A 21,375-nucleotide genomic window follows, 5' to 3' on the forward strand; every position below is an offset into this window, starting at 1 on the left:
AACCCATTATAGAAATCAATCCAAAATTCTATGAATAGATTTTGAACAACCCCCTTAATAATTCTAATGAAATTATGACAAAAAAGAGATGTTTTTCTTCATAACTCTCTAAGATAATGACTCTTACTTATTACCCATCAAGAACACCGTTCACAGAGCATCAGCCTTCTAAGCTGAGGGTTGCGTGTTCGAGTCACGCACGGCGCACTAAAACCGAAGCCAAAACCGGCTGAATTCCAATAAAATTTATGATGTGATGTTTAGACATTTGAAGATGAAGGATTATCTTGCGTTCGTGGTGCTCGTATGCATGGGCTACCTATACGCTGTCGCGCAAAAATATTTTATCCCAGAAAATGTCCTTATGAGAACGGTTTCGTTACTCATCGTTTCAATTGTCCTTTTCATCGTCTTCTTTTTTATTGTTGACCCCGCTCAGCCCGCAAAGCTAAGCCGGACATTGAGTCTGATTCTGGGATTTGTAGTTGGGTTGATAATCCTCGTTCAGCATTATGTTATCACATACACGCCATCTCTCAAAAATCTAATAGTATTGGCAATTTCAATTGTCGTTCCTTTCATAAGCGGACCGCTCTACGGGATTCTGAATAATTTGAAAAGGAAAAACCGGGCCGCATAATAGCAGCGCAGCCCAGAGTTGACATTCACTTCCGAAAGCCTTAACATAACTCCGATTATTTTTTTGAGATTTGAAATTACAATAGCTCAAGCGTTTCCCACTTCTTATAGAGAGGAGAGTGATCAACAATGAACCAATTCCTACCCATCCTTTTTATGAGCCTCACGATTCTTTTCCCGGCCCGTTCAGTCGATGAATTTCCCACATTACAGCTTGGCTCTGCGGCACCCGACTTCAATCTCACAGGTGTCGACGGGCACAACTATACGCTCAAGGATTTTGCAGATGCAAAGATCCTTGTCGCAGTCTTCACCTGCAACCACTGCCCCACGGCCCAGTATTACCAGGGACGCATCAAGCAGATCGTGACCGACTACAAGAGCAAAGGCGTCGCGCTTGTCGCTATCATGCCGAACGACCCAAGGTCTGTCCGTCTCGATGAGCTAGGCTGGACCGATGTCGGCGATTCTTTTGACGAGATGAAAATCCGAGCGAAGGACCAGGAGTTCAACTTTCCATATCTGTATGATGGTGAAACGGAAAGCGTCTCGCGAGCCTATGGCCCGGTTGCAACGCCGCACGTGTTCGTGTTCGACGCCAACAGGAAGCTGCGCTACGTCGGAGCAATCGACAATTCACAGCGCATTGAACATGTGACGAAAAATTATTTGCGTGACGCTCTGGACGCCCTTCTTGCCGGCAGGGAACCACCTGTCGCAGAAACGAAAGCCATCGGCTGTTCAATCAAATGGGCAGGCAAGGAGGAATCGGTGAAGGAATATCTGGAGAAGTTAGACGAAGAACCTGTCTCTCTTTCTAAGGCTGACACGGCGATGTTACACACTCTGAGGAAGAATGATTCCGGTAAATTCCGGCTGATAAATTTCTGGGCGACATGGTGCCCGCCCTGTGTCGCGGAATTTGACGACTTCGTCACCGTGAACAGAATGTACCGGCACCGCGACTTCGAGCTGGTGACTGTTTCAATCAATGCACCTGATGAAGAGAACGAAGTACTGGAGTTTCTCAAGAAGGAACATGCTTCGAACCGTAATCTCATTTTCGCGTCGAACGACACCGACCAGTTAATGAGTGCATTCGATCCGCAATGGCAGGGAGCGGTGCCTTACACAGTTCTTCTGGATCCGGATGGAAATGTTATTTACCGCGAAGTAGGGAGCGTCGACATACTTGCAGTCAAACGGGCTATCCAGAAAGGGATGAACGAACGCAGACCATGGTAAAGGAAGAAGAATGAGACTTCATGCAAATAATTGGGCCATCTGGGCAATGTTAGCGATGCAGGGACTCCAGGCACAACAACCCCGTTACGTGACGGTAAAGATCAGCGACGGAATACTAGAGGGAATTGTCAGCCCTGACGGCAAAGTAAAGACATTCAAAGGAATTCCGTATGCCGCACCGCCTGTGGGCCGGCAACGTTGGAAACCTCCTCAGGCAGTGGTGCCGTGGATGGGAATCCGAAAAGCTGTCGACTTTGGTCCGCGTCCAATGCAGGGACGCATATACAATGATATGGTTTTCAACGACTCCGGGCCTGGTGAAGACTGTCTCTATCTTAACATTTGGATTCCTGAAGCAAACCGACCTAAAGGCAAACTCCCCGTGATGGTTTGGATATATGGCGGAGGTTTCGTCGCCGGCTGTACTTCAGAACCACGCCAGGACGGCAGCAACCTTTGCAAGAAGGGCGTCATCGTTGTGAGCTTCAACTACAGGCTGGGAGTATTTGGTTTTCTCGCACTCCCTGAGCTCAGCAAGGAATCAAGATACAATTCATCGGGAAACTATGGACTGCTTGACCAGGTTGCCGCACTGAAGTGGGTCAAGAATAATATTGAAGCATTCGGAGGCGATGCTGATGATGTGACAATCTTCGGTGAATCAGCTGGTTCGTTCTCAGTCAGTGCACTCATGGCATCGCCTCTGTCGAAAGGACTCTTCCGCGGAGCGATCGGCGAGAGTGGTGCATTCTTTGGAAAGACTCTCCACCTTGTGTCACGCGATAGCGCCGAAAAAGCCGGAGTGGAATTTGTGAAGTCTGCATTTAGAACGACTTCGCTTGAAAAGCTGCGCGCTATCCCGGCTCAGGAAATTCTTAATGCAGCATTGAAACTTCCGCATGAATATTTCTCGCAAGATGTCGATGGTTATTTCCTCCCTGAATTTTGTGATTCGATATGCGCCGCCGGCAAGCAAAGCCATATTGCACTTTTGGCCGGGTGGAACAAAGACGAAGGAAACTTTAGAACATTCTTCAATGGAGGTCAGCCCACCCGCGACAATTACATCAGGCTTGCCGACTCAATGTTTGGGAACAACGCAAACAAATTCATGCAGCTCTATCCCGCGGAGAACGATTCCGAGGCAAGACGATCTGCGAGCGACTACGATGGCGATAGGTTCATCGCATATTCGACATGGAAGTGGCTCGAACTGCAGCACAAGACGGGGGGATCTCCGGTTTACAGGTACGAGTTCGATCAGCCGCTCCCTCCTCCTTTAAATACAACGCCGCACGCTTCCGACATTATGTTTGTGTTTCAAGTACTTTCATCGAGAAATCTCCCGTGGACACGGGATGATTACAATGTGTCAGAATTGATGGCTTCATACTGGACCAACTTCGCAAAGACAGGTGATCCAAACGGCCCCGGCTTACCAGTCTGGCCAATGTATGACAGCAATAACGGTTATCAGGTGATGCATCTTGAAGAGAATTCGGCCGCCGCTCCGGACAATCACCGGATGCGGTACGAGTTTCTCGACTCGCTTCGGGCAATGCCATAGATACGTATCAATCCGGCGTCAAGAGGCACATATGAGGGGATCATCACGCCGCGGAGTTCATCGTACTTCGTACGGCATCTAAGTGTCGGCATGTGCCTCGAAGTAGCCAACGCTGCCGGCATCCGAGGTTTATCAAGCCCGTCAAAAAAACTACCCCAGTGTCACTTCAACTATATGTTCTGTTCCCGCGGGAAACACAGGAATTGTCTTCGCCTCTTTTCCGTCTACTAATAATTTCTTGACCCCTTTCGAGACCTTATTGGGATTCGAGACAACTATCGTGTAATCAGCTCCGCGGAACTTTCTTTCGACAGTAAATCCTTCCCAGCTTTTCGGAATGCAAGGATCGACAACTAAACCGTCATAGTCAGGCCTGATGCCAAGGATGTACTGGGATATGGCATAGAAGTTCCATGCAGCTGTTCCAGTGAGCCATGAATTCTTCGCCTCACCGGGTCTAAACGCATCCTTTCCCGCGACCATCTGTGCATAGACATACGGTTCAGTCTTGTGGAGATCGCTGATCTCCTCAAGATAGGACGGAGCGATTTTGCTGTAGTACTCGAACGCCCTGTCTCCGTTGCCGACCATCGTCTCGCCGATCATTATCCAGGGATTGTTATGGCAGAACACCCCGGCATTTTCTTTGTATCCTTTCGGGTATGAAGAGATCTCTCCATACTCGATGAAATATTTTGTGAATGCCGGATTGTTCAATACGATTCCGAACGGGCAATCAAGATATTTCTTGACGGACTCCAGCGCGGTTTTCGCCCTTCCGTCATCCAGGCCGACGCCGGCCATCACACACAAACCGTTAGATTCGATGAAGATTTTGCCTTCTTCGTTTTCCTTGCTGCCGACTTTCTTTCCGAAGAAATCGTATGCGCGGACAAACCACTCGCCATCCCATCCGTGCTGGTCGACGGCTTTTTTCATCGCCTCGACATGCTTCTTTGCTTCGTCTGCTTCTGAATTCTTTCCAAGATGTCGAAGAATTTTTCCGAATTCTCCTCCATACAAAATCAACATTCCACCAATGAAAACTGATTCGGCCTGACCGCCTGTGCGGTTCTCCGTTGTCTGGTACGATTCATCAGGATTGTTGGAAAAACAATTCAAGTTGAGGCAGTCGTTCCAATCTGCGCGGCCAATCAGCGGAAGCTTGTGAGGGCCAAGATTGTTAACGACGTGATGGAACGAGCGGTTGAGGTGATCCAGCAGCGGTGCTGCTTTCGAAGCATCGCTGTTGTAAGGAACTTTTTCATCGAGAATGGACCAGTCTCCTGTTTCCTTCAAGTAAGCGGCGGTCCCGAAAATGAGCCACAGCGGATCGTCGTTGAAATTGCCGCCGATTTCGTTATTCCCTTTTTTCGTGAGAGGCTGATATTGATGGTACGCACCTCCATCCTCAAGCTGCGTCGCGGCCAAGTCGAGTATCCGTTCTTTAGCCCGTTCCGGAGTCTGGTGAACAAACCCAACAAGATCCTGATTGGAGTCGCGGAACCCAAGACCGCGTCCGATGCCCGACTCGAAATACGATGCGCTGCGGGACATGCAGAAAGTGATCATGCACTGGTATTGATTCCAGATGTTGACCATTCTGTTAAGCTTGTCGTCCTTACTTTCAATGACGAAGCGCGAAACAAGATTGTCCCAATATGTCTTGAGCTCGTCAAAAAGTTTCTGAACTTTTGCGGGTGTGGACACCGCATCGATCATCGCAAGTGCCATCTTCTTGTTGATCACGCCTTTCGATTCAAACTTTTCCTCCTGAGGATTCTCCACGTAACCCAGAAGAAACACAAACTCTTTCTCTTCTCCAGGATTCAAACTCACTTCGAGGCAATGCGACGCGATAGGCGACCAGCCGTGCGCTTCTGAATTACGAGACCTCCCTTCCATTACCGCGTCCGGATTCCCAAAACCGTTGTACAGCCCCATGAAAGTTTCGCGGTCGGTGTCAAATCCGGCTACCGGAGAATTCACAGAATAAAAAGCGTAGTGGTTCCTCCGTTCTTTATACTCCGTTTTGTGGTAAATAACTGAGCCCACCACCTCAACTTCTCCGGTCGAGAAATTACGCTGGAAATTTGTCATATCGTCCAGCGCGTTCCATAGACACCATTCGACAAAGGAAAATACTTTGAACTTCTTTGCAGACTTCCCGTGGTTCGTGAGTCTCATCTTTTGCACTTCGCCCCAGAAATTCACAGGGACAAAATATAGAACTTCGGCTTCGAGATCGTTTCTCTTTCCTTTAACGATCGTGTATCCCAACCCATGACGGCACTCATAAGAATCGAGTTCGGTCTTCACCGGCTTCCAGCCTGGCGACCAGATGGTGTCACCATCCTTGACATAAAAATATTTCCCGCCCTCGTCTATGGGAACGTTATTGTATCTAAAGCGTGTAATCCGTCTGAGCCTGGCGTCTTTAAAAAAGCTGTAGCCGCCTGCAGTATTTGAAATGATGGAGAAAAACTCCTGACTACCCAAGTAATTTATCCACGGATAGGGTGTGCGGGGATTGGTGATCACATATTCCCTCGCCTTGTCGTCAAAGAAACCGTATTTCATGTTCTCTCTTTGCCTTTAGTTGCGGAAAAACTGTTCTTGTCCTGGACGTCCAAAAGAGTCTTTCGGGGTATACCTGGATCGCCCAACACAGCGCCAACCGCTTAAGCTATTATTATTTTCCCTTTTTTTCCAGTCTTATGTTCTGTTAGCGCTATCAACAATTAACAAAAAAAAGGCCCGACGTAGATTAATGTCGAGCCCTTGTTGCCATCAACAGGAGGTGGAGAGAAAAACTTTAATAGGTAACCGTAACGGTCCAAGTACCAGAGTAGCTGCCCGGAGTCTGACCTCCTGGAAGTGTGGATAATGATCCACCGAGCCAGAAATAGTAGTTGCCTGCAGAGCCAGACGTTCCGCTCAAAGTGACCGTTCCGCCAGAAGTGACCGCCGTCGAGCTTAATTGGTTCGATGATGAATTGGAACCATAAACACTCGGCGTAAATGTAATATTGGTTGCTCCGGCCTTTATTAGAGGATCATTGGCGTCGTATGTCACATGTATTAGCTGCCCGCCGTTTCCAGTCAACGTAATCATTGCTATGTTTCCCGGGCTTGAACCCACCGTGGCGCTTTGGGCATTCAATGAACCCGGGGTTGTCCCAGCGACGATAGTTCCAAAGTTCTCTTGTCCTGTCACTGCCGTGCTCAATCCTTGTATCACGCTGGCACTCAGGGGGACACTCGCACTTGCATTATTTTGAGCAAATGAGATCTCAAAGGTGCCAATGACAATCGCCGCGACAATCACTAACTTTTTCATAAGCAGCCTCCCGAAGATTTCTCTGGTATTGAAAATTTTTGATTCAAATATTTCTGTGTTCGAATTTCTTTTTCTGTGGTATGTCTTCAAATTCTTTTTCATAACTACCTTGTGAACAACAAGACTCGTGCCGGAAACATAGTCAAATTTTGAAAGGAAAACGGATCCTTTTTGAGAAGCGAGACACTCGGTTACGATTTCGTAACCGAGTAATTCTCAATGCGTGTATCCGGTTGGGACACAGCGATTAGAGAACGCACAGCCGTCATCAAAATGTGTCGTCGCTTCTAACCCTATCCGGCATAATGCGTCGAAAATCATAACCGAGTTGTGGAAACGTGAAAAGACAAAATGCGCTGGTTGGAACTAATCTCAATCAGTTCTTTTTGGCTACTGATCGTGGAGGACAATCTTATGGGGCGGCACCCTGTCAAAGGATTTGCCTGGCATTGATGCTCTTTTTTATTTTCACAGCAGTATGTGAAGCGGCCGGGAATAAGTCTATCACTGGTTTTCTAAGCGCAAGAACTCCTTGCGGCGGAAAATAGCCTAAATTTCACATTTGCTTCACGCCTTCTTAACATTTGCTTCATTAATTACGTATGCTAATCATAGAGATAATTGATGAAAGAAGTGTTCGGAATAATTACAGGCATTGGACTAACGTACTACATCAGCCTGGTTGTCGCGACGGTTTTCAAGCTCTTTGTTTCTCGCCGCCGGCATGAACGTTCGCATATCGGCAATTTTCTCCCTCCGATATCCGTTCTTAAACCCGTGACCGGCGTCGACGGGAATCTCCGCAATAATCTTCTTTCATTTATAAACCAGGATTATCCTGAATTCGAGATCATCGTCGGTGTTCAATCATCAAACGACCCCGCAATCAAGCTCGTCGGGCAGCTTAAACAGGAATTCCCCTCGAAAAATATTCACATCATAATTAGCAACCAAACGCTCGGCTACAATCCGAAGATCAACAATCTTTACGGCATGATTTCCCGCGCCAAATATGATTATGCCATAATCAGCGACAGCAACGTCATTGTTGGGAGAGATTACTTACGCTCCAACATAAGTTACTTCGAAGACAGAGAAGTAGGACTCGTGACGAATCTGATAAAGGGGATTGGCGGCGAAAGCGTCGGGGCCCTTTTTGAAAATCTGCATCTTAACTCTTTCGTAATTGGAAACGTGAGCCTTCTCGATCTCTTCCAAAGAAAAATCGTCGTTGGCAAGTCTATCTTCTTCAGGAGATCGCAGTTCGAACGGTTAGGCGGACTATGGGAACTGAGAAATTATCTCGCGGAAGATTACCTAATGGGAAAACTCTACAAGGAGAATGGATACAAGGTCGTAGTGGCACCGAATTTAGTATGCACTACTAATCATTCCTGGACAATCAAGCGATTCATCAACAGGCACACGCGATGGGCACAGCTAAGATGGAACTTAAACAAGACTGCTTACATCTCCGAGCTTTTATTTAACTTTCCACTCTTATCTTTGATTTTCGCAATCGCATGCGGATTCTCTTATGAATCTTCCATGATCGCCGCGCTTTGCTGGGCGGCTAAAGTTATGGGCGACTCGTTGATGAATTCCCTCCTGAAAACCGGGCTTGGAGTGAGACATTGCTTAGCCGCGCCGTTCAAGGATTTGCTGATAGGGTTTCTCTGGATCGTCCCAATAGTGAACAGGAGAACAAGCTGGCGTGGCACACCAGTGAGGATCGCACGCAACACGCTGCTTCTTCCGACGAACTAAATAATAAATTGTGGATTTTCAATCCCCCGCCTTACCGTCAGGACAGGCTTGAACATAAGCCAAGCATCGCCTGGCTTGCCAATCAAGAGCTCGTCTAACCCCCAACAAGTTCATCAATTGCAATGCTTCCATTCTTCGGAAGTTTAGTGAATCCGTTCTCAGCAATTTCGAGCAATAACCCCTTACGCCTGCTTTTCTCAAGCCAGCGCGGGAAATCCGAGGTGGGTACCATGTTTACGGCACAATCATTTTCAAAAAGATAGTCCCTGTTTTTTTCTTCATGCGCTCCGATTGGCGGAAGGAACACAAGCGGTATCCCCAACGCCGCATAAAATACCATCTCGCTGGGCTTGGTAATCATCACATCGGTCGACTTTAATGCCGCATTGAATTCGTCAAAAGCGGCAAATACATCTTCATGGTACATTATCTCCGCATACTCCAGTTCTTCTATCCCGTAATTGATAAATATGTTTTCCGCGTTTCTCAGCGCGCGGCTGTTGTCACCGCATGATACTATTAAGCGCAGGGTCCCTTCTTTCAGGTCTTCGTGAATCGCCTTCACCAAATCTGCAAGCACGTTAGAATATGCACCTGCTCCGCTGAACGGGAACATTATTGTCATGGGCAAAGTCGAATCATTCTTCAGCCTGGCCTGTCGGACATCGAAATCTCGCTCGACGACTCTGAGATCGCGCCCTCCGGTGTTTGTCGTCGGCAGCGGAAATCCGGTGACGAAAATTTTTTCTCGTTCCACCCCATAAGAAACCAGTCTATCCGCAGAAGACGGGATCGGAACAAAGTATTTCAAATCATACTTCTTTGGTTCGACCGGCACCCACACCCTATGGAAATCGGTATCGCACAGCAGGAGAAAATTTTCTCCCGGATAGCCATGGTACACCGAGAGCATAGCGGGCATGTAGAAAGTGTGAAGCAGCCTCATTTTGTTTCTGTTGAGCACTCTAAATAACTCATCCCCCGCACCGAACCTTTGCATCATTCGAATGAAGCGCGACGGGCCTAAGGACGGAGGGGTGCCATTCTCCGGTATTACCATTAAGCTTTCAAACCAATCGTAGAAAACGCTGCTCTTGCTTTCTTTGTCGCGGGACCCGTAGGTGTGAACCGCCTGGCTTGACCTCCAGACAAATTCATCGACACCGTTGAGGTAAGGCTTTTGATCTACTCTCAGAATTGGCGAACGGCTGTACGATGCGATATTATGTGCTGCCCTGAGATGACCGAATCCCATGTAGGCAGTAGTGACCAAATATTTATGATTCGAGAATTGCTCCGGCGTATTCATAAGCTCGATTTGTTCTAACGGAAGGCAAGAGGATAACTACAGTCGTAAATATACACACAGCGACAGAAAGTTGCAAAGACATAAAGCAAATGGTAATGACTCAGTTTCGTTTCCATTGTAGGGTCATTCCGGCGAAAGCCGGAATCCAGCCTTCTGGATGCCAGCTTTCGCTGGCATGACATCTCCTCTTTTGTTTGAACATCCAAAATGAGTCACCACCAAGCAAATAGCCCCATCTGCGCCTATGTACCTTTGCCACCCAGATTATCAATCTCCAGCATTTACTGAATATCTCTTAATCTTTTGAGTCGTCGTCTTCGGAAATTCCTGGTCGCGGAGGTGAAACTTTTTTATCTGTTTGTAAGTCTGCAGCTCGCGATTCACTTTTCTTACTTCACCGTCGACCACGTCATGGATCAATTCAGGAGTAATCTGAACTCCCTTCGTCTCCGAGAGCTCGATAAACGCTTCTGCATCGACGACAATTTGCGCGCCTATGATTTCACCTTCTTTTTCATCGCGTTCGCCGAAGACCATGCTTTCCATGATAAACGGACTTCTATTCAGGACATCCTCGATCTCTTCCGGGAAAACGTTTTTCCCGCTTTTGGATATTATGACATTCTTTTTTCTGCCGTTGATATGAAGAAACCCATCCTCATCGACAAAACCGAGGTCACCCGTCTTGAACCATTCATCTTCAAAGGTCTCTGCCGTTGCCTTTTCGTTCTTATAATATCCGCTCATGACATTTGGACCCTTCGCACATACTTCTCCGTTCCCGTCCTGATCGGGATTGGCAATTCTTATCCGAACATGCGGCAGAGGCAAGCCCGCTGCATCGTCTTTGAAGTTAGTAAGCTTGTTCAGTGTCAGTATGGGTGAGGTCTCGGTAAGACCGTAACCTTGCACGAAACCGAATCCGAACTCGCGAAGTCCTTTCGCTACCACCGGATCTGGTGCCGCACCACCGGCTATGAAACATCGGATAGAGCCTCCAAATCGGTTATGAATCTCTCTGAAGATAATTTTCTTCGAACCTTTCCAGCCGATTCTTTCGAGAATATCAGTCGCTTTTATCATAGGCCGAATGAGCGGCGCAACCAGTTTTTTCTCCTTTATGCCGCGATAGACTGCCTTGAACATTTTGTCGTAAAGAAGAGGGATTGCAAGGAGAATTGTTGCTTGAGATCTCTGCAAATCCTCAACGACTGTCTTCAGGGACCTGGCGAAAAAGACCGATGAACCGCCATACAGCGGACACAACATGCCGCAGGTGCATTCATAAGTATGATGCATCGGGAGGATTGAGAGGAACCTGTCCGTAGGAAAAATTCCAAACTGTGCCACCATGTCCATGAGGTTTGAGGCGAGATTTTTCTGGCTGAGCATTACACCTTTCGCCCTCCCGAGCGTGCCGGAAGTGAAAATGATTACAGCCATCTCGTCGGGATTTATCTGCGGGAGCTTCGACAACTCGACAGCGTAACTCCTGTTTATGAGTTCCGTCATCGAATGGAAGCCGCCCTCATGCTTCTTCAAATCCATGCTGATATAGTGCTTGAGATGCTTGAACGACGATTTCTTTTCTCTGAGCATCGGCTCGAATGTTTCAGAGAAAACTATCGCGCTTGCTTCCGACTCATGGAGGATATTCAGGATTTCATTTACACCCAGATTCTTATCAACGGGCACGACGACAAGGTTAAACGCCATGGCCGTCAAATAACTGATCGCCCATTGTACACGGTTCTCTCCGATCACCGCGATGTGGTCCCTTTCCTTGATGCCGAGATTCCTGAGCGCAGCACCGAAGCGCAAGACATTATCAAGAAGTACGTTGTAGCTCACTTTAGAAATCGGAGTTTCATTGAAATCCTCCAAAGCTAATTTGCTCCCGTACCGACGCGCAGAACCGATGACCATATCCTGGATCGACTCGATATGCGGGACATCAAACAACGGAGTATCTTTTCTCATCTGCGGAAATCCTTTCTTAAAAGGAGGCACATGGTGCCTTTGTCCCTTGTTTAGAAATACACCTTAATGGTCGCCACCGAATTTTTCTTTGTCATAAGATTGACGTGATTCCCTTTGAACGGAACGGGATTCCCGTCGTCTTCGAGGAAACTTGACTCGACAACTTTTTTCGGAGTCATCGGTAAAACCAAATCGGCATTTGAATCCTTCCCGACCGCTTCGTACCACTGAATTACCCATGCATTGGACCTCTCGGCAACTTTTGCGATCGTGAGGACAAGATTCGACGGTGTCAATTGGATAAATGAATGACTCAACGGCAGGTCGCCTTTATGAATCGTGCCAACAAATGCAATAAGGGGATAGTTATACTGATAAGCTTGGTGGACCGTCCCGCCGTCTTTCCATGTACCATCATGCGAGTAAATTGCGTATTTAATTTCGTGCTCGCCGCGATCGGCCGTCGGATCGGGCCAAACCGGTGAACGAAGCAGCGACAATCTCATCGTGCTTCCCCTCGTGTCGTAGCCGTATTTGGCCTGGTTCAAAAGGCTGACACCAAATCCGTTGTTCGACATATCTGCCCAGCGCTCCGCTGGAACTTCAAACTTGGCTCTCTCCCAGCTGTTCGTTGGGATCGTGTGGCGTACAATTGAGCCGTAAGGAATTTCGTATGTTGCCAGAGAATCCTGCACGTCGAGCGGGAATGCCACTTTGAGCATAACGTGAGTCTCCCACCAATCCGCATCGAGTCCGAAATCTACGCGGTCAACGCCGTTGTACAAAATTATGTCCTGGTTGAAGAACGAAGACGGGAAATTGTCGGTCGGGAAAACGCCGACCTGTCCCGGCCTGAGAAAATCTCTACAGACTCTCAACACGACTCTTACCGGTCCCTTCTCGACGACTTCAACTTTTCTCAACTTGGACGGATACTCGACGCCGGTAAAGCCGATGTTCCAGGCATCCCACTCTTTCGGGTTGTCTTCCAGGAATTGAAGACGATTTCCTTCGCCGGTTAAGACTTCTCTTTTATTCCTTTTGTCATAAATATTTTTGACCCAGCCGGAATCAGGATCTATCACGACTCTGTAAAATTGATTCTCCAAAAAAGTTGTATCGATCTCCAATTGTTGAGACGCAAGGTTTTGCGTCTTCGCGTCGGGTTTTACGTCGCGAAGTTCGTAGACCTTGTAACCGAGAGAAGGAACGCTGTCGGCTACGAAAATTATCTCACGAGAATATTCACTCTTTTGAACGATCTGAGACGGAACTTCTCTTCCGCCGGAATCAAAAATCGAATAATAACTCGACTCGCCTTTCCCGCTGGCAGCATATTCAGGGGGAAGTTCCAATTTCACCACGTCGGTCCTCGACCATGACAGCGGGTTGAATACGACAATCGGCTTGCTCTCAACCATTGTCCTCCTCACGATCAGAGTATCCCCAAAATGGAGTTCGCCGACCACGGTCTTCCCCTTGATGGCCGAGGTGTTGATGTGTTCCTCGATTCGTTCAAGAGAGCCGTCGAGTTGATACTTGCCGATTTCATTCACCTTCTTGTATCTCTTTGCGGCGTCGATGTAGTTCTCACGAATGCCAGAACCGGGAAGGATATCGTGAAACTGGTTGAACATTACGTCCCGCCAGGCGGTTTCCAAATCCCGGTTGTTATAATCTCGGTCGTAGATTGTGGCAACTGTGGAAAATTTCTCCGCAGTGGTCATCAACACTTCAGATTTTCTGTTCGACTTTTTCGTCTCGGACTGCGTAGTGAATGTGCCCTGATGATATTCCAAATAGAGTTCGCTGTCCCAAACCGGGAGCTTCGATATGTCCTGACTCTTCAGCCACTTCAGGTAATTCGTCACTGTCCCGAATTCAACCTTCGGATAAATGTCAAGCGTCTTCAAGCGGTCTATTCTCTCCATCATTTCCAGAGAAGGACCGCCGCCGTGATCTCCAACTCCGAAAAGGACCATCATGTCAGCGAAACCTGTATTAGCTTCGAATTGCCGCAGCCAGTCGACGAGTCGATACGGATTTGAAATTTCATTTACATAGTCAAATGGAAAATAACTTAATATCCTGGATCCATCAGGAGACTCCCACCAGAAGACACGGTAAGGAAAAACGTCCGTTTCGTTCCAGCCGATCTTTTGCGTGATGAAGGCATCGATCCCGGCGTTCCGGTAAAATTCAGGCATGTTCCAATCATAGCCGAACGAATCGGGGTTCCACCCTATCTTTGCTTCGACGCCCAAGTTTTTCTTGAAATAATTTTGCGAGTAGAGAAGCTGATGCATCCACGATTCTCCGCTCGGCAGGTTGCAGTCAGGCTCGATCCACATTCCGCCGACCACTTCCCATCTGCCGTCTTTCACGCGCTGCTTTATCCCGTTGAACACATCGGGATAATTCTCTTCCATCCAATTATAATATGCAGCGGCACTCTGGGCGTAAGTCAAGTCGGGCCTGGCATCCATCATGTGCAAGACCGAGGCAAAGGTATTTCGACAGACTTGAACAGTTTCAATGTATCTCCACAACCAGGCAGCATCGATATGAGCGTTTGAAACAAAATACAAGGTGTACTGTTTCACGAATTCGCTGATCGGTTTTAGTTTCGGACGAACCGAATTGACGGAGACAACGAACTTCGTATCATCTCCCGTCTTCAACGCATCGACATTGATTTCGCCCGCAAGCTTCTGAAGGAGATCGTTCAACCTTATTTTTTCATCGCGATCCATCTTTGACTTATCGATATGAGGATCAACCCTGACCCTCGCATTCGTCTGGTAAGTATCAAAGCTGAGAATCTTCTGTCCGACTCTAAAACTCAATGCAACATCGCGCATCATGTCGGGAATTTCGTTGATTACTCCGCTGCGCAATTCTGCTTGCAAGAGATGAATCATCGCACCGCCGTTCACAGCTTTGATCGCGATGACGAACCGCATTCCCGGCCTTGCATTGTCGGTCAACACAAATTCTTTGGTAAACGGGAAATAACCTTTGCTTTCGCCGTTGATCCACATGTATCCGTAGTTATCGAGCGTCACGAGTAGACCGATCTTGCCTTCGACCGGTCTCCCGAAAATGCTGTCCGGCAGAACGAAAGCTTTTCTTATCCAGCAGGAATCATCATCGATTTCATCACCAAGTCTCTTGTTATCCCACAGCGAGTCGTCAAAATCCAAGGAAGTGGGATCTCCTTTTACGGGGTTGCCTAGATCGGGGCTAACTTTCCAATTATCTACAGAAGCCGTCGCAGCAAGAGAATCGAGTGAAGAAGAAAGTCTATCTACGTTTGATTGCCGGGAATTTGCGGATGGATTAGTTTGTGCTCTTCCGTAGGAAAGAGTTGCGAACAGCGACAAAAAAAAGGCAAATCGGCAAAGGAATTTCATCTTGCGACCCTCCATTTAAAGGATGAATCAGAACCTCAACCGCAAGCTAAGACTGCCGACTAATTTCGCCTTTTTTCTTTTGCGAAGCAATCTCACAACAAAACATGTGAAGTGTCAATCGAGAATGCCCGGAGGAAGTCCCCGGTTCAGATCCAGCTTTTCTTCAACAGAACGGTCTTCACAAATTGTGTGAGAGTCACATAGGACAGCAAAGTCATGAACAAGATGGGCCAATATAACACGGGAAGGGCCACCAACCCTAGCGAAGACGCAAACGGAGAGAACGGAAGCCAGATTCCGAAGGCGATAATAATTCCCGTGGTTATCATCAGCGGCACGCTTGGACGGCTTTGCAAGAATGGAATCTTATTCGTCCGTATGACATGGATGATCAGAGTCTGTGTCATCAACGACTCGACGAACCAACCTGTCTGGAACAGCGAGGCATGTACCGGGTTCCAGCAATAAAAAATATAGAGCATCACAAAGTATGTCGTATAGTCGAAAATCGAACTTATAGGACCGATGAAGATTATGAATTTCCTAATTTCATCTATAGACCAGGGTCTCGGCCTCGTGATCTGTTCCGGATCAACGCTATCGGTCGGGATTGGAATCTGCGATATATCATAGAGAAAATTATTTGTCAGAATTTGTATCGGAGCCATCGGCAGAAAAGGAAGAATCGCGCTTGCGCCCAGCACGCTGAACATGTTTCCGAAATTGGAACTTGCGCCCATCCTGATGTACTTCAAAATGTTGTTGAATACTTTCCTTCCCTCCAGCACTCCTTCTTCGAGCACCATCAAACTCTTCTCGAGCAGGATAATATCGGCAGATTCCTTGGCAATATCGACCGCAGTATCAACTGAGATACCGACGTCCGCCACGCGGAGCGCAGGCGCGTCGTTAATGCCATCCCCCATAAATCCGACGACATGCTTTCGCTGTCTCAGAACATCGATAATTCGCTTCTTATGCGTGGGAGAAAGTCTCGCGAAAAGCGTCGTCCTCTCCGATGCTTCCGCCAGCTCTTCGTCCGACATATTTTCAATTTCATTCCCGATCAAAGTATATTCCGTAGAAAGGCCCACTTCATGGCACACTTTTTTGGCGACAAGATCATTGTCTCCCGTCAAAACTTTTACCGCAACTCCGTGCTGCTGCAGCGCGCCAATCGCCGGTGCCGTGGTTTCTTTAGGAGGATCGAGAAATGCGAGATATCCCTTCAAGACAAGATCTTGTTCTTCATCTTTTGAATAAGCAGGTTTTTTTTCTACATCCTTGAATGCGACCGCGAGGACGCGAAATCCGTCCATGCTCAACCTCTCGTATTCCTCTTTCAAATCTTGAATGAGGACCGGGTCCATCGGAAGTATGTCGCCTTCCAGCTCGAACCACGTGCACCGCTTGAAGATCTCTTCGGGCGCACCTTTAGTGAGCAGCCTGTATTCCTCCTTGGGCGAACAGACAACTACCGACATGAGGCGGCGGGAAAAATCAAAAGGTATCTCGTCAACTTTTAAATAATCCGAGATCGATACTACTTTTTTCACTTCTTCGTGTTGAAGGACAGCGCGGTCTAGAACGTTTCTAAGCCCGGTCTGGAAATGGCTGACGAGAAACGCATCTTTTAAGACTTCATCGTCTTCCTTTTGTACCACATCGCAATGCTGTTCCAGTATGACATGATCCATCGTCAGTGTGCCTGTCTTGTCGGTGCACAAAACATCCATGGCGCCGAAGTTCTGAATTGAATTCAAACGTTTGACGATCACCTTTTTTCGAGACATCAGCATTGCCCCCTTTGACAGGCAAACCGAAACGATCATCGGGAGCATCTCAGGAGTCAGACCCACTGCAACTGCAAGAGCGAAGAAAAACGCTTCGATCCAATTGTGTTTCGTCAGCCAGTTTATGAGAAAGACGGTCGGCGCCATGAAAAAAATAAACTGGATCATCAATACGGTAAACCGGTTGACACCCTTGTCGAAGCTCGTCTCGACCGGATGGGCCGTGATGCTTCTTGCCATCTGCCCGAAGTATGTATTCGAACCCGTGTTGACCACAACCGCGGTGGCACTTCCGCTTTCCACACTCGTGCCTAGATAGCAAATATTGGAAAGTTCCAGCAGCGAATCCTTAGACTCCGGCGCGTCAAATTTTTCCACCGGCATGGATTCGCCTGTGAGCGACGCTTGAATGATAAATAAATCTTTGGATGAAACAATTCTGACATCTGCCGGAATCATATCCCCCGCAGCCAATTTCACAACATCGCCAGGCACAACTTCCTTAAGCGGAATTTCCACCTCCTGTCCGTCGCGAAGGACCGCAGTGGTGACTTTAATCATCGCCTTCAACGCAGCCGCCGCTTTATCCGCCCGCGACTCCTGTATGAACCTCAATGCCACGCCCATAACCACCATGCCCAGCATCACGACCCCCGATCTGACATCTTCCGTAGCAAATGCTATCACCGCGAGTATCGACAACAGTATGACCAGCGGATTCCTTATGGAATCTAAAAATCGCGCCCAGCCTCCATGCTTCTTCTCCTGTGCCACCTCATTGAATCCGTGTTCCTCTATACGCTTTTCAATTTCTTCCTGAGGAAGTCCGGAAGGCTGAGTCTCCATAGATCTGTATACTTCTTCCGACTGAAGCTTCGACGCTTCAATCACGCGCTGTGCAGAAGCAGATTTAACGCTCGACCTCGAAAAACCCTCATCGGCCTTATTGATGCCGTTGCTTTTTAAGATCGAAAATAATTTTTCCAGACCGGTAGTTCTTATGTTTTTTCCGTTTACCTGTGCCATGATAATTCTTTCTAGGACAAAGAGGCAGAAATTTCTTGAAAATTTAATTCCGATTTTCAAAAGATTCCACACATTCCCGGAAAATTCGAGATTTGTCGAGCCGGAAACGCTCGAAGTCGTAAATCCTGGATTTGGAATTTTCTCCGACATTGAATTGAACTCCTGATTTAATAGAATTATTTTAACCCGTATGAAACTTCTCGCTCCGGCAAAAATTAACATCGGCCTCCGCGTGATCCGGAAACGCTCCGATACATATCATGACATTGAAACGGTCTTTTATCCGATTCACCTTGCCGATGAACTGGAAATAATCGAATCGGACAAGCATGAGTTCTATTCGAACATTCATCTTGAAGCAGATGCAAACCTTTGTCTTAAGGCCCTGCACTTTTTCTGCGAGCGAACTGGAATCAACGCAGAAGTCAAAATGGTTCTCAACAAAAATATCCCGATCGGGAGCGGGCTTGGCGGCGGCAGCTCCGATGCTGCCGCGGTCCTCCTCGCACTCCAGGAACTCTACGGAAAACCTCTCTGTGAAATTGAACTTCACGACATCGCCGTCCAGCTCGGTGCAGACGTGCCATTTTTTTTGTCTCGAAAGAATGCGTCTGGAAACAGAGCGCCATCTTACGCAACCGGGAAGGGAGAAGTAATTGAACCGATCGATCTGAATATTACAGATTTCATCTTAACGGTAACCCCGAACCTTTCGGTCTCGACTGCCACCGCATATTCGTTGGTGAAACCGACAGGCGTTAAGCGCAAATTATTAAGAGATGTTTTGCTCGATTTAGGGAATCGTTATGATGCTTACAAAGATGTCGTTGTAAACGATTTCGAGACTGAAATACTAAAAAAATTCCCAACCATCGGCGAAATAAAGGCGGAAATGTACAAACAGGGGGCCCAGTTTGCTCTGATGTCAGGAAGCGGAAGCAGCATCTATGGATTCTTTGGAACCAAAGAAGACGCTATCGAAGCACAGGAAATCTTGAATAGAAAATTCACATTGCAGGCAACAGACATAACGCCTCCTCATAACTGACAAGATGAAAAGGCGTGCAGGTTTGAAGAGTTCCGCATTGGGGAAGTTGCACGAATAATCTAAAGTAAATTCTTAACCATATCACAATACTCCAAAAACAATGATTTAACATGCAATAAATAGATTAATGCATGGAATCATGGAATACTTCATTTGCGACGCAGGGCATTGAATCGGAAAACACAGGAGCCAAGTTCAAGATAGCGCATATTTCCGATACTCACATAAGCCCAGAATACAATAGACAAAACATTTTTAAGCTTAAAGACCTCTTGGGGCAGATCGTCGACGAGAATTATGATCATGTAGTTATTACTGGCGATATTGCCGGCCACGCCGAAGAGCGGGACTTCAAATCAGTCAGGCGAATTCTGAAATATTTCGGACTCCTCGATTATGAGAAGTTGACGGTGACGATCGGCAACCATGATGTCTTCGGAGGGGTTCATCGTGCGGAAGATTTACTGTCATTTGGAAACCATTGCAGATCTGTAAACTATGCGGAGAAAATAGTTCTCTTCGAGAAGGCGTTCAGAGAAACATTCCCCAAGAAAGTTTATGAGAGCCAAAGAGTGTTCCCCTTTGTAAAGATCATCGGACCCGCTGTCTTCGTCGGGATAAATTCGGTAAGACCATTCCATCCGTTGTTCAATCCGTTCGGCTCAAACGGTCACGTCTCGGAACGTCAGCTGCAGGCGGTCGAGCGGATTCTCAGTCATCCTTCTGTGGAAGGTCTTGCTAAGATTGCGCTGATCCACCACCACTTTAACAAATACAAACCGTATTCTTCTTCAATCGCGGACAGACTTTATCACGTTTTTGAATCTCAGACGTTGAAGCTCCATGAGCGAACAAAAGTAAAAGATGCTTTCAGAAAACTTGGAGTTGCCGGGGCGCTTCATGGGCACACCCATCTTGAAGAAATCTATTCAAGCGACGGAATTTTTTATTCAAGCACAGCACTAAATCCGATCAGGGGCAAAACCGACATGAACGAATCGCCAAGAGCGGATCGGCTCGTCTTCAATGAGATCGCAATAAGCGAGAGTGGGACAATCACTTCAAAGAAACGGGGAATTCTGTTCTCCGACCGAATCTCTTCGGAACGAGAAGGATTAACCCAACCTCAGCATAACAGCACTGCGGCTTAGACCTAGCCTTCTCCTAACAGGAGAGGGAACAAACCTCAAAGATTAACCGCCACATTTACTCGCGTTTGATAACCGAGGCCCTGCGGTAACGGAGTTACATCAACGCTGGTTTGAACAAGCTTGTTGTGCGCATGCGCCCAGATCGCGGCTTCGATGGCCGAAAGGAAATGGTTCGCTATGACCACTCCGATTGCCGTTCCGGCGACTGCGTAAAGATTATTTGCCAGGCCGCGCTGTCCCATGTAATAATTGTCTTGACCTACCTCGACGCCATATTTGAGCTGCTCGTACGTAACAACAGTGTCCGTGGCCGCGGCAGGATTCCAACCTTCCCTAAACTGGGGATACTTTCCGATAAGTTCGTAGTACTGCTGGTCGCCGTACGGTGGAAGTTTATGGGTGAAAAACTGACCTGGTGTCGTCTGACCAAGGATGGATTCAATCTCGTTAAGTTTTCCAAAATCCACTTTCTGCCATGGTGCAGGTCCGTCGTTTACGAACATTTCATTCAACAAGTTCTGAGTTGCCTGGTCGGGGTTCGGATCCCAGGAATTAAAATTAAGCTTTATCCACTGAGCATAACGGAGAACGCTGTAATTGGCGTCCGCATAATTCTGGAAAAAAGTCGTCTGGTTATTTCCTTTGTTTATCCAGATAATATTTACTGCAATGGCAGCAGCCTCGATAGCAAGAAAGCCGGCGGCTGTGATATAGTTTACCGTCCCGCCATTGTAAACCTGGCCTGCTCCGGGAACCACCAGAGAAAACAAACCCGCTTTCAGCGAAGAACGAGTCTCCAGCAAGTACAGCGAATCCCTGTGTGACAGACTTTCCGGCTGCGCTGCAATGCCGATCAATAAATCATGCCCCGTCATGCTTTGTCTCTCGAACGTTGCACCCGGGAAAAGATCCTGCGACAAGACTCCCGTAAGTCTATCTGCAGACCGGCCAGCTTCTAAAAAGGGAACGCGGGATTGGGCCTCCGCCGATGCACCAATCATCAATAATAATAAGACGATTAGCTTTTTCATCTTTGAATCCTTTCTTTCACTTCTATTATGGTCTGTAGCCGGTTTTCCCCTTGTGTTCCCTCAGCC

At 47.5% G+C, this 21,375-nt stretch carries 13 protein-coding genes; 6 read left to right on the forward strand and 7 right to left on the reverse strand.

Annotated features, from left to right (window positions below; translation table 11 throughout):
- The first annotated feature begins 256 nt into the window (after nt 1–256).
- The 3 genes from VLX91_11895 (at nt 257) to VLX91_11905 (ending at nt 3,451) form a co-directional block, all read left to right on the forward strand.
- Complete coding sequence (locus tag VLX91_11895; GenBank protein HUI30910.1) at nt 257–640, forward strand: hypothetical protein; 384 nt, start codon at nt 257–259, stop codon at nt 638–640.
- A gap of 128 nt (nt 641–768) precedes the next feature.
- Entirely contained in the window at nt 769–1,884 is a 1,116-nt protein-coding gene (locus tag VLX91_11900) for a redoxin family protein (GenBank protein ID HUI30911.1), read from the forward strand.
- Between the two features lie 10 nt (nt 1,885–1,894).
- The gene (locus tag VLX91_11905) at nt 1,895–3,451 is read left to right on the forward strand and encodes a carboxylesterase family protein (protein HUI30912.1); all 1,557 of its coding nucleotides are present in this window, start codon (nt 1,895–1,897) and stop codon (nt 3,449–3,451) included.
- A gap of 150 nt (nt 3,452–3,601) precedes the next feature.
- On the opposite strand, the gene VLX91_11910 is transcribed toward VLX91_11905, so the two are convergent.
- Together VLX91_11910 and VLX91_11915 are read right to left on the reverse strand one after the other, a co-directional pair.
- Entirely contained in the window at nt 3,602–6,031 is a 2,430-nt protein-coding gene (locus tag VLX91_11910; GenBank protein ID HUI30913.1) for a hypothetical protein, read from the reverse strand.
- A 235-nt stretch (nt 6,032–6,266) separates the two neighbouring features.
- Entirely contained in the window at nt 6,267–6,791 is a 525-nt protein-coding gene (locus tag VLX91_11915) for a DUF4402 domain-containing protein (protein ID HUI30914.1), read from the reverse strand.
- A 624-nt stretch (nt 6,792–7,415) separates the two neighbouring features.
- On the opposite strand from VLX91_11915, the gene VLX91_11920 reads away from it, so the two are divergent.
- The gene (locus VLX91_11920) at nt 7,416–8,558 is read left to right on the forward strand and encodes a glycosyltransferase (protein HUI30915.1); all 1,143 of its coding nucleotides are present in this window, start codon (nt 7,416–7,418) and stop codon (nt 8,556–8,558) included.
- Nucleotides 8,559–8,652: 94 nt separating this feature from the next.
- Here the strand turns inward: VLX91_11920 and VLX91_11925 are convergent, their stop codons facing one another.
- The 4 genes from VLX91_11925 to mgtA form a co-directional block, all read right to left on the reverse strand.
- Nucleotides 8,653–9,867, reverse strand: a complete 1,215-nt coding sequence (locus VLX91_11925; GenBank protein ID HUI30916.1) for a hypothetical protein — start codon at nt 9,865–9,867, stop codon at nt 8,653–8,655.
- Between the two features lie 267 nt (nt 9,868–10,134).
- The gene (locus VLX91_11930) at nt 10,135–11,847 is read right to left on the reverse strand and encodes an AMP-binding protein (protein ID HUI30917.1); all 1,713 of its coding nucleotides are present in this window, start codon (nt 11,845–11,847) and stop codon (nt 10,135–10,137) included.
- A gap of 50 nt (nt 11,848–11,897) precedes the next feature.
- Complete coding sequence (locus VLX91_11935; GenBank protein HUI30918.1) at nt 11,898–15,260, reverse strand: glycoside hydrolase family 38 C-terminal domain-containing protein; 3,363 nt, start codon at nt 15,258–15,260, stop codon at nt 11,898–11,900.
- Between the two features lie 146 nt (nt 15,261–15,406).
- A complete protein-coding gene (mgtA, locus tag VLX91_11940) occupies nt 15,407–18,229 on the reverse strand; it encodes a magnesium-translocating P-type ATPase (protein HUI30919.1) in 2,823 nt (940 codons plus the stop codon).
- Between the two features lie 40 nt (nt 18,230–18,269).
- Between mgtA and ispE the strand changes: the two genes are divergently transcribed.
- Both ispE and VLX91_11950 read left to right on the forward strand, forming a co-directional pair.
- On the forward strand, nt 18,270–19,127 hold the full coding sequence (gene ispE, locus VLX91_11945; protein HUI30920.1) for a 4-(cytidine 5'-diphospho)-2-C-methyl-D-erythritol kinase: 858 nt from the start codon (nt 18,270–18,272) through the stop codon (nt 19,125–19,127).
- 131 nt (nt 19,128–19,258) lie between these two features.
- Nucleotides 19,259–20,278 carry a metallophosphoesterase gene (locus VLX91_11950; protein ID HUI30921.1) on the forward strand — a complete coding sequence of 340 codons (1,020 nt, stop codon included), beginning with the start codon at nt 19,259–19,261 and terminating at the stop codon, nt 20,276–20,278.
- A 35-nt stretch (nt 20,279–20,313) separates the two neighbouring features.
- Here VLX91_11950 and VLX91_11955 read toward each other — a convergent pair whose 3' ends face one another.
- Nucleotides 20,314–21,309: a hypothetical protein gene (locus VLX91_11955; GenBank protein HUI30922.1), complete on the reverse strand. Its 996-nt coding sequence runs from the start codon at nt 21,307–21,309 to the stop codon at nt 20,314–20,316.
- Nucleotides 21,310–21,375 lie beyond the last annotated feature (66 nt).

Source organism: Candidatus Acidiferrales bacterium, from assembly GCA_035515795.1.
In the GTDB taxonomy this organism is placed as follows: Bacteria; Bacteroidota; Ignavibacteria; order Kryptoniales; family JAKASW01; genus JAKASW01.

What these genes read in the sequence shown, in the direction of transcription:
- VLX91_11895 (HUI30910.1), top strand. Translation starts at nt 257, where the DNA reads ATGTTTAGACATTTGAAGATGAAGGATTATCTTGCGTTCGTGGTGCTC.
- VLX91_11900 (HUI30911.1), top strand. Translation starts at nt 769, where the DNA reads ATGAACCAATTCCTACCCATCCTTTTTATGAGCCTCACGATTCTTTTC.
- VLX91_11905 (HUI30912.1), top strand. Translation starts at nt 1,895, where the DNA reads ATGAGACTTCATGCAAATAATTGGGCCATCTGGGCAATGTTAGCGATG.
- VLX91_11910 (HUI30913.1), bottom strand. Translation starts at nt 6,031, where the DNA reads ATGAAATACGGTTTCTTTGACGACAAGGCGAGGGAATATGTGATCACC.
- VLX91_11915 (HUI30914.1), bottom strand. Translation starts at nt 6,791, where the DNA reads ATGAAAAAGTTAGTGATTGTCGCGGCGATTGTCATTGGCACCTTTGAG.
- VLX91_11920 (HUI30915.1), top strand. Translation starts at nt 7,416, where the DNA reads ATGAAAGAAGTGTTCGGAATAATTACAGGCATTGGACTAACGTACTAC.
- VLX91_11925 (HUI30916.1), bottom strand. Translation starts at nt 9,867, where the DNA reads ATGAATACGCCGGAGCAATTCTCGAATCATAAATATTTGGTCACTACT.
- VLX91_11930 (HUI30917.1), bottom strand. Translation starts at nt 11,847, where the DNA reads ATGAGAAAAGATACTCCGTTGTTTGATGTCCCGCATATCGAGTCGATC.
- VLX91_11935 (HUI30918.1), bottom strand. Translation starts at nt 15,260, where the DNA reads ATGAAATTCCTTTGCCGATTTGCCTTTTTTTTGTCGCTGTTCGCAACT.
- mgtA (HUI30919.1), bottom strand. Translation starts at nt 18,229, where the DNA reads ATGTCGGAGAAAATTCCAAATCCAGGATTTACGACTTCGAGCGTTTCC.
- ispE (HUI30920.1), top strand. Translation starts at nt 18,270, where the DNA reads ATGAAACTTCTCGCTCCGGCAAAAATTAACATCGGCCTCCGCGTGATC.
- VLX91_11950 (HUI30921.1), top strand. Translation starts at nt 19,259, where the DNA reads ATGGAATCATGGAATACTTCATTTGCGACGCAGGGCATTGAATCGGAA.
- VLX91_11955 (HUI30922.1), bottom strand. Translation starts at nt 21,309, where the DNA reads ATGAAAAAGCTAATCGTCTTATTATTATTGATGATTGGTGCATCGGCG.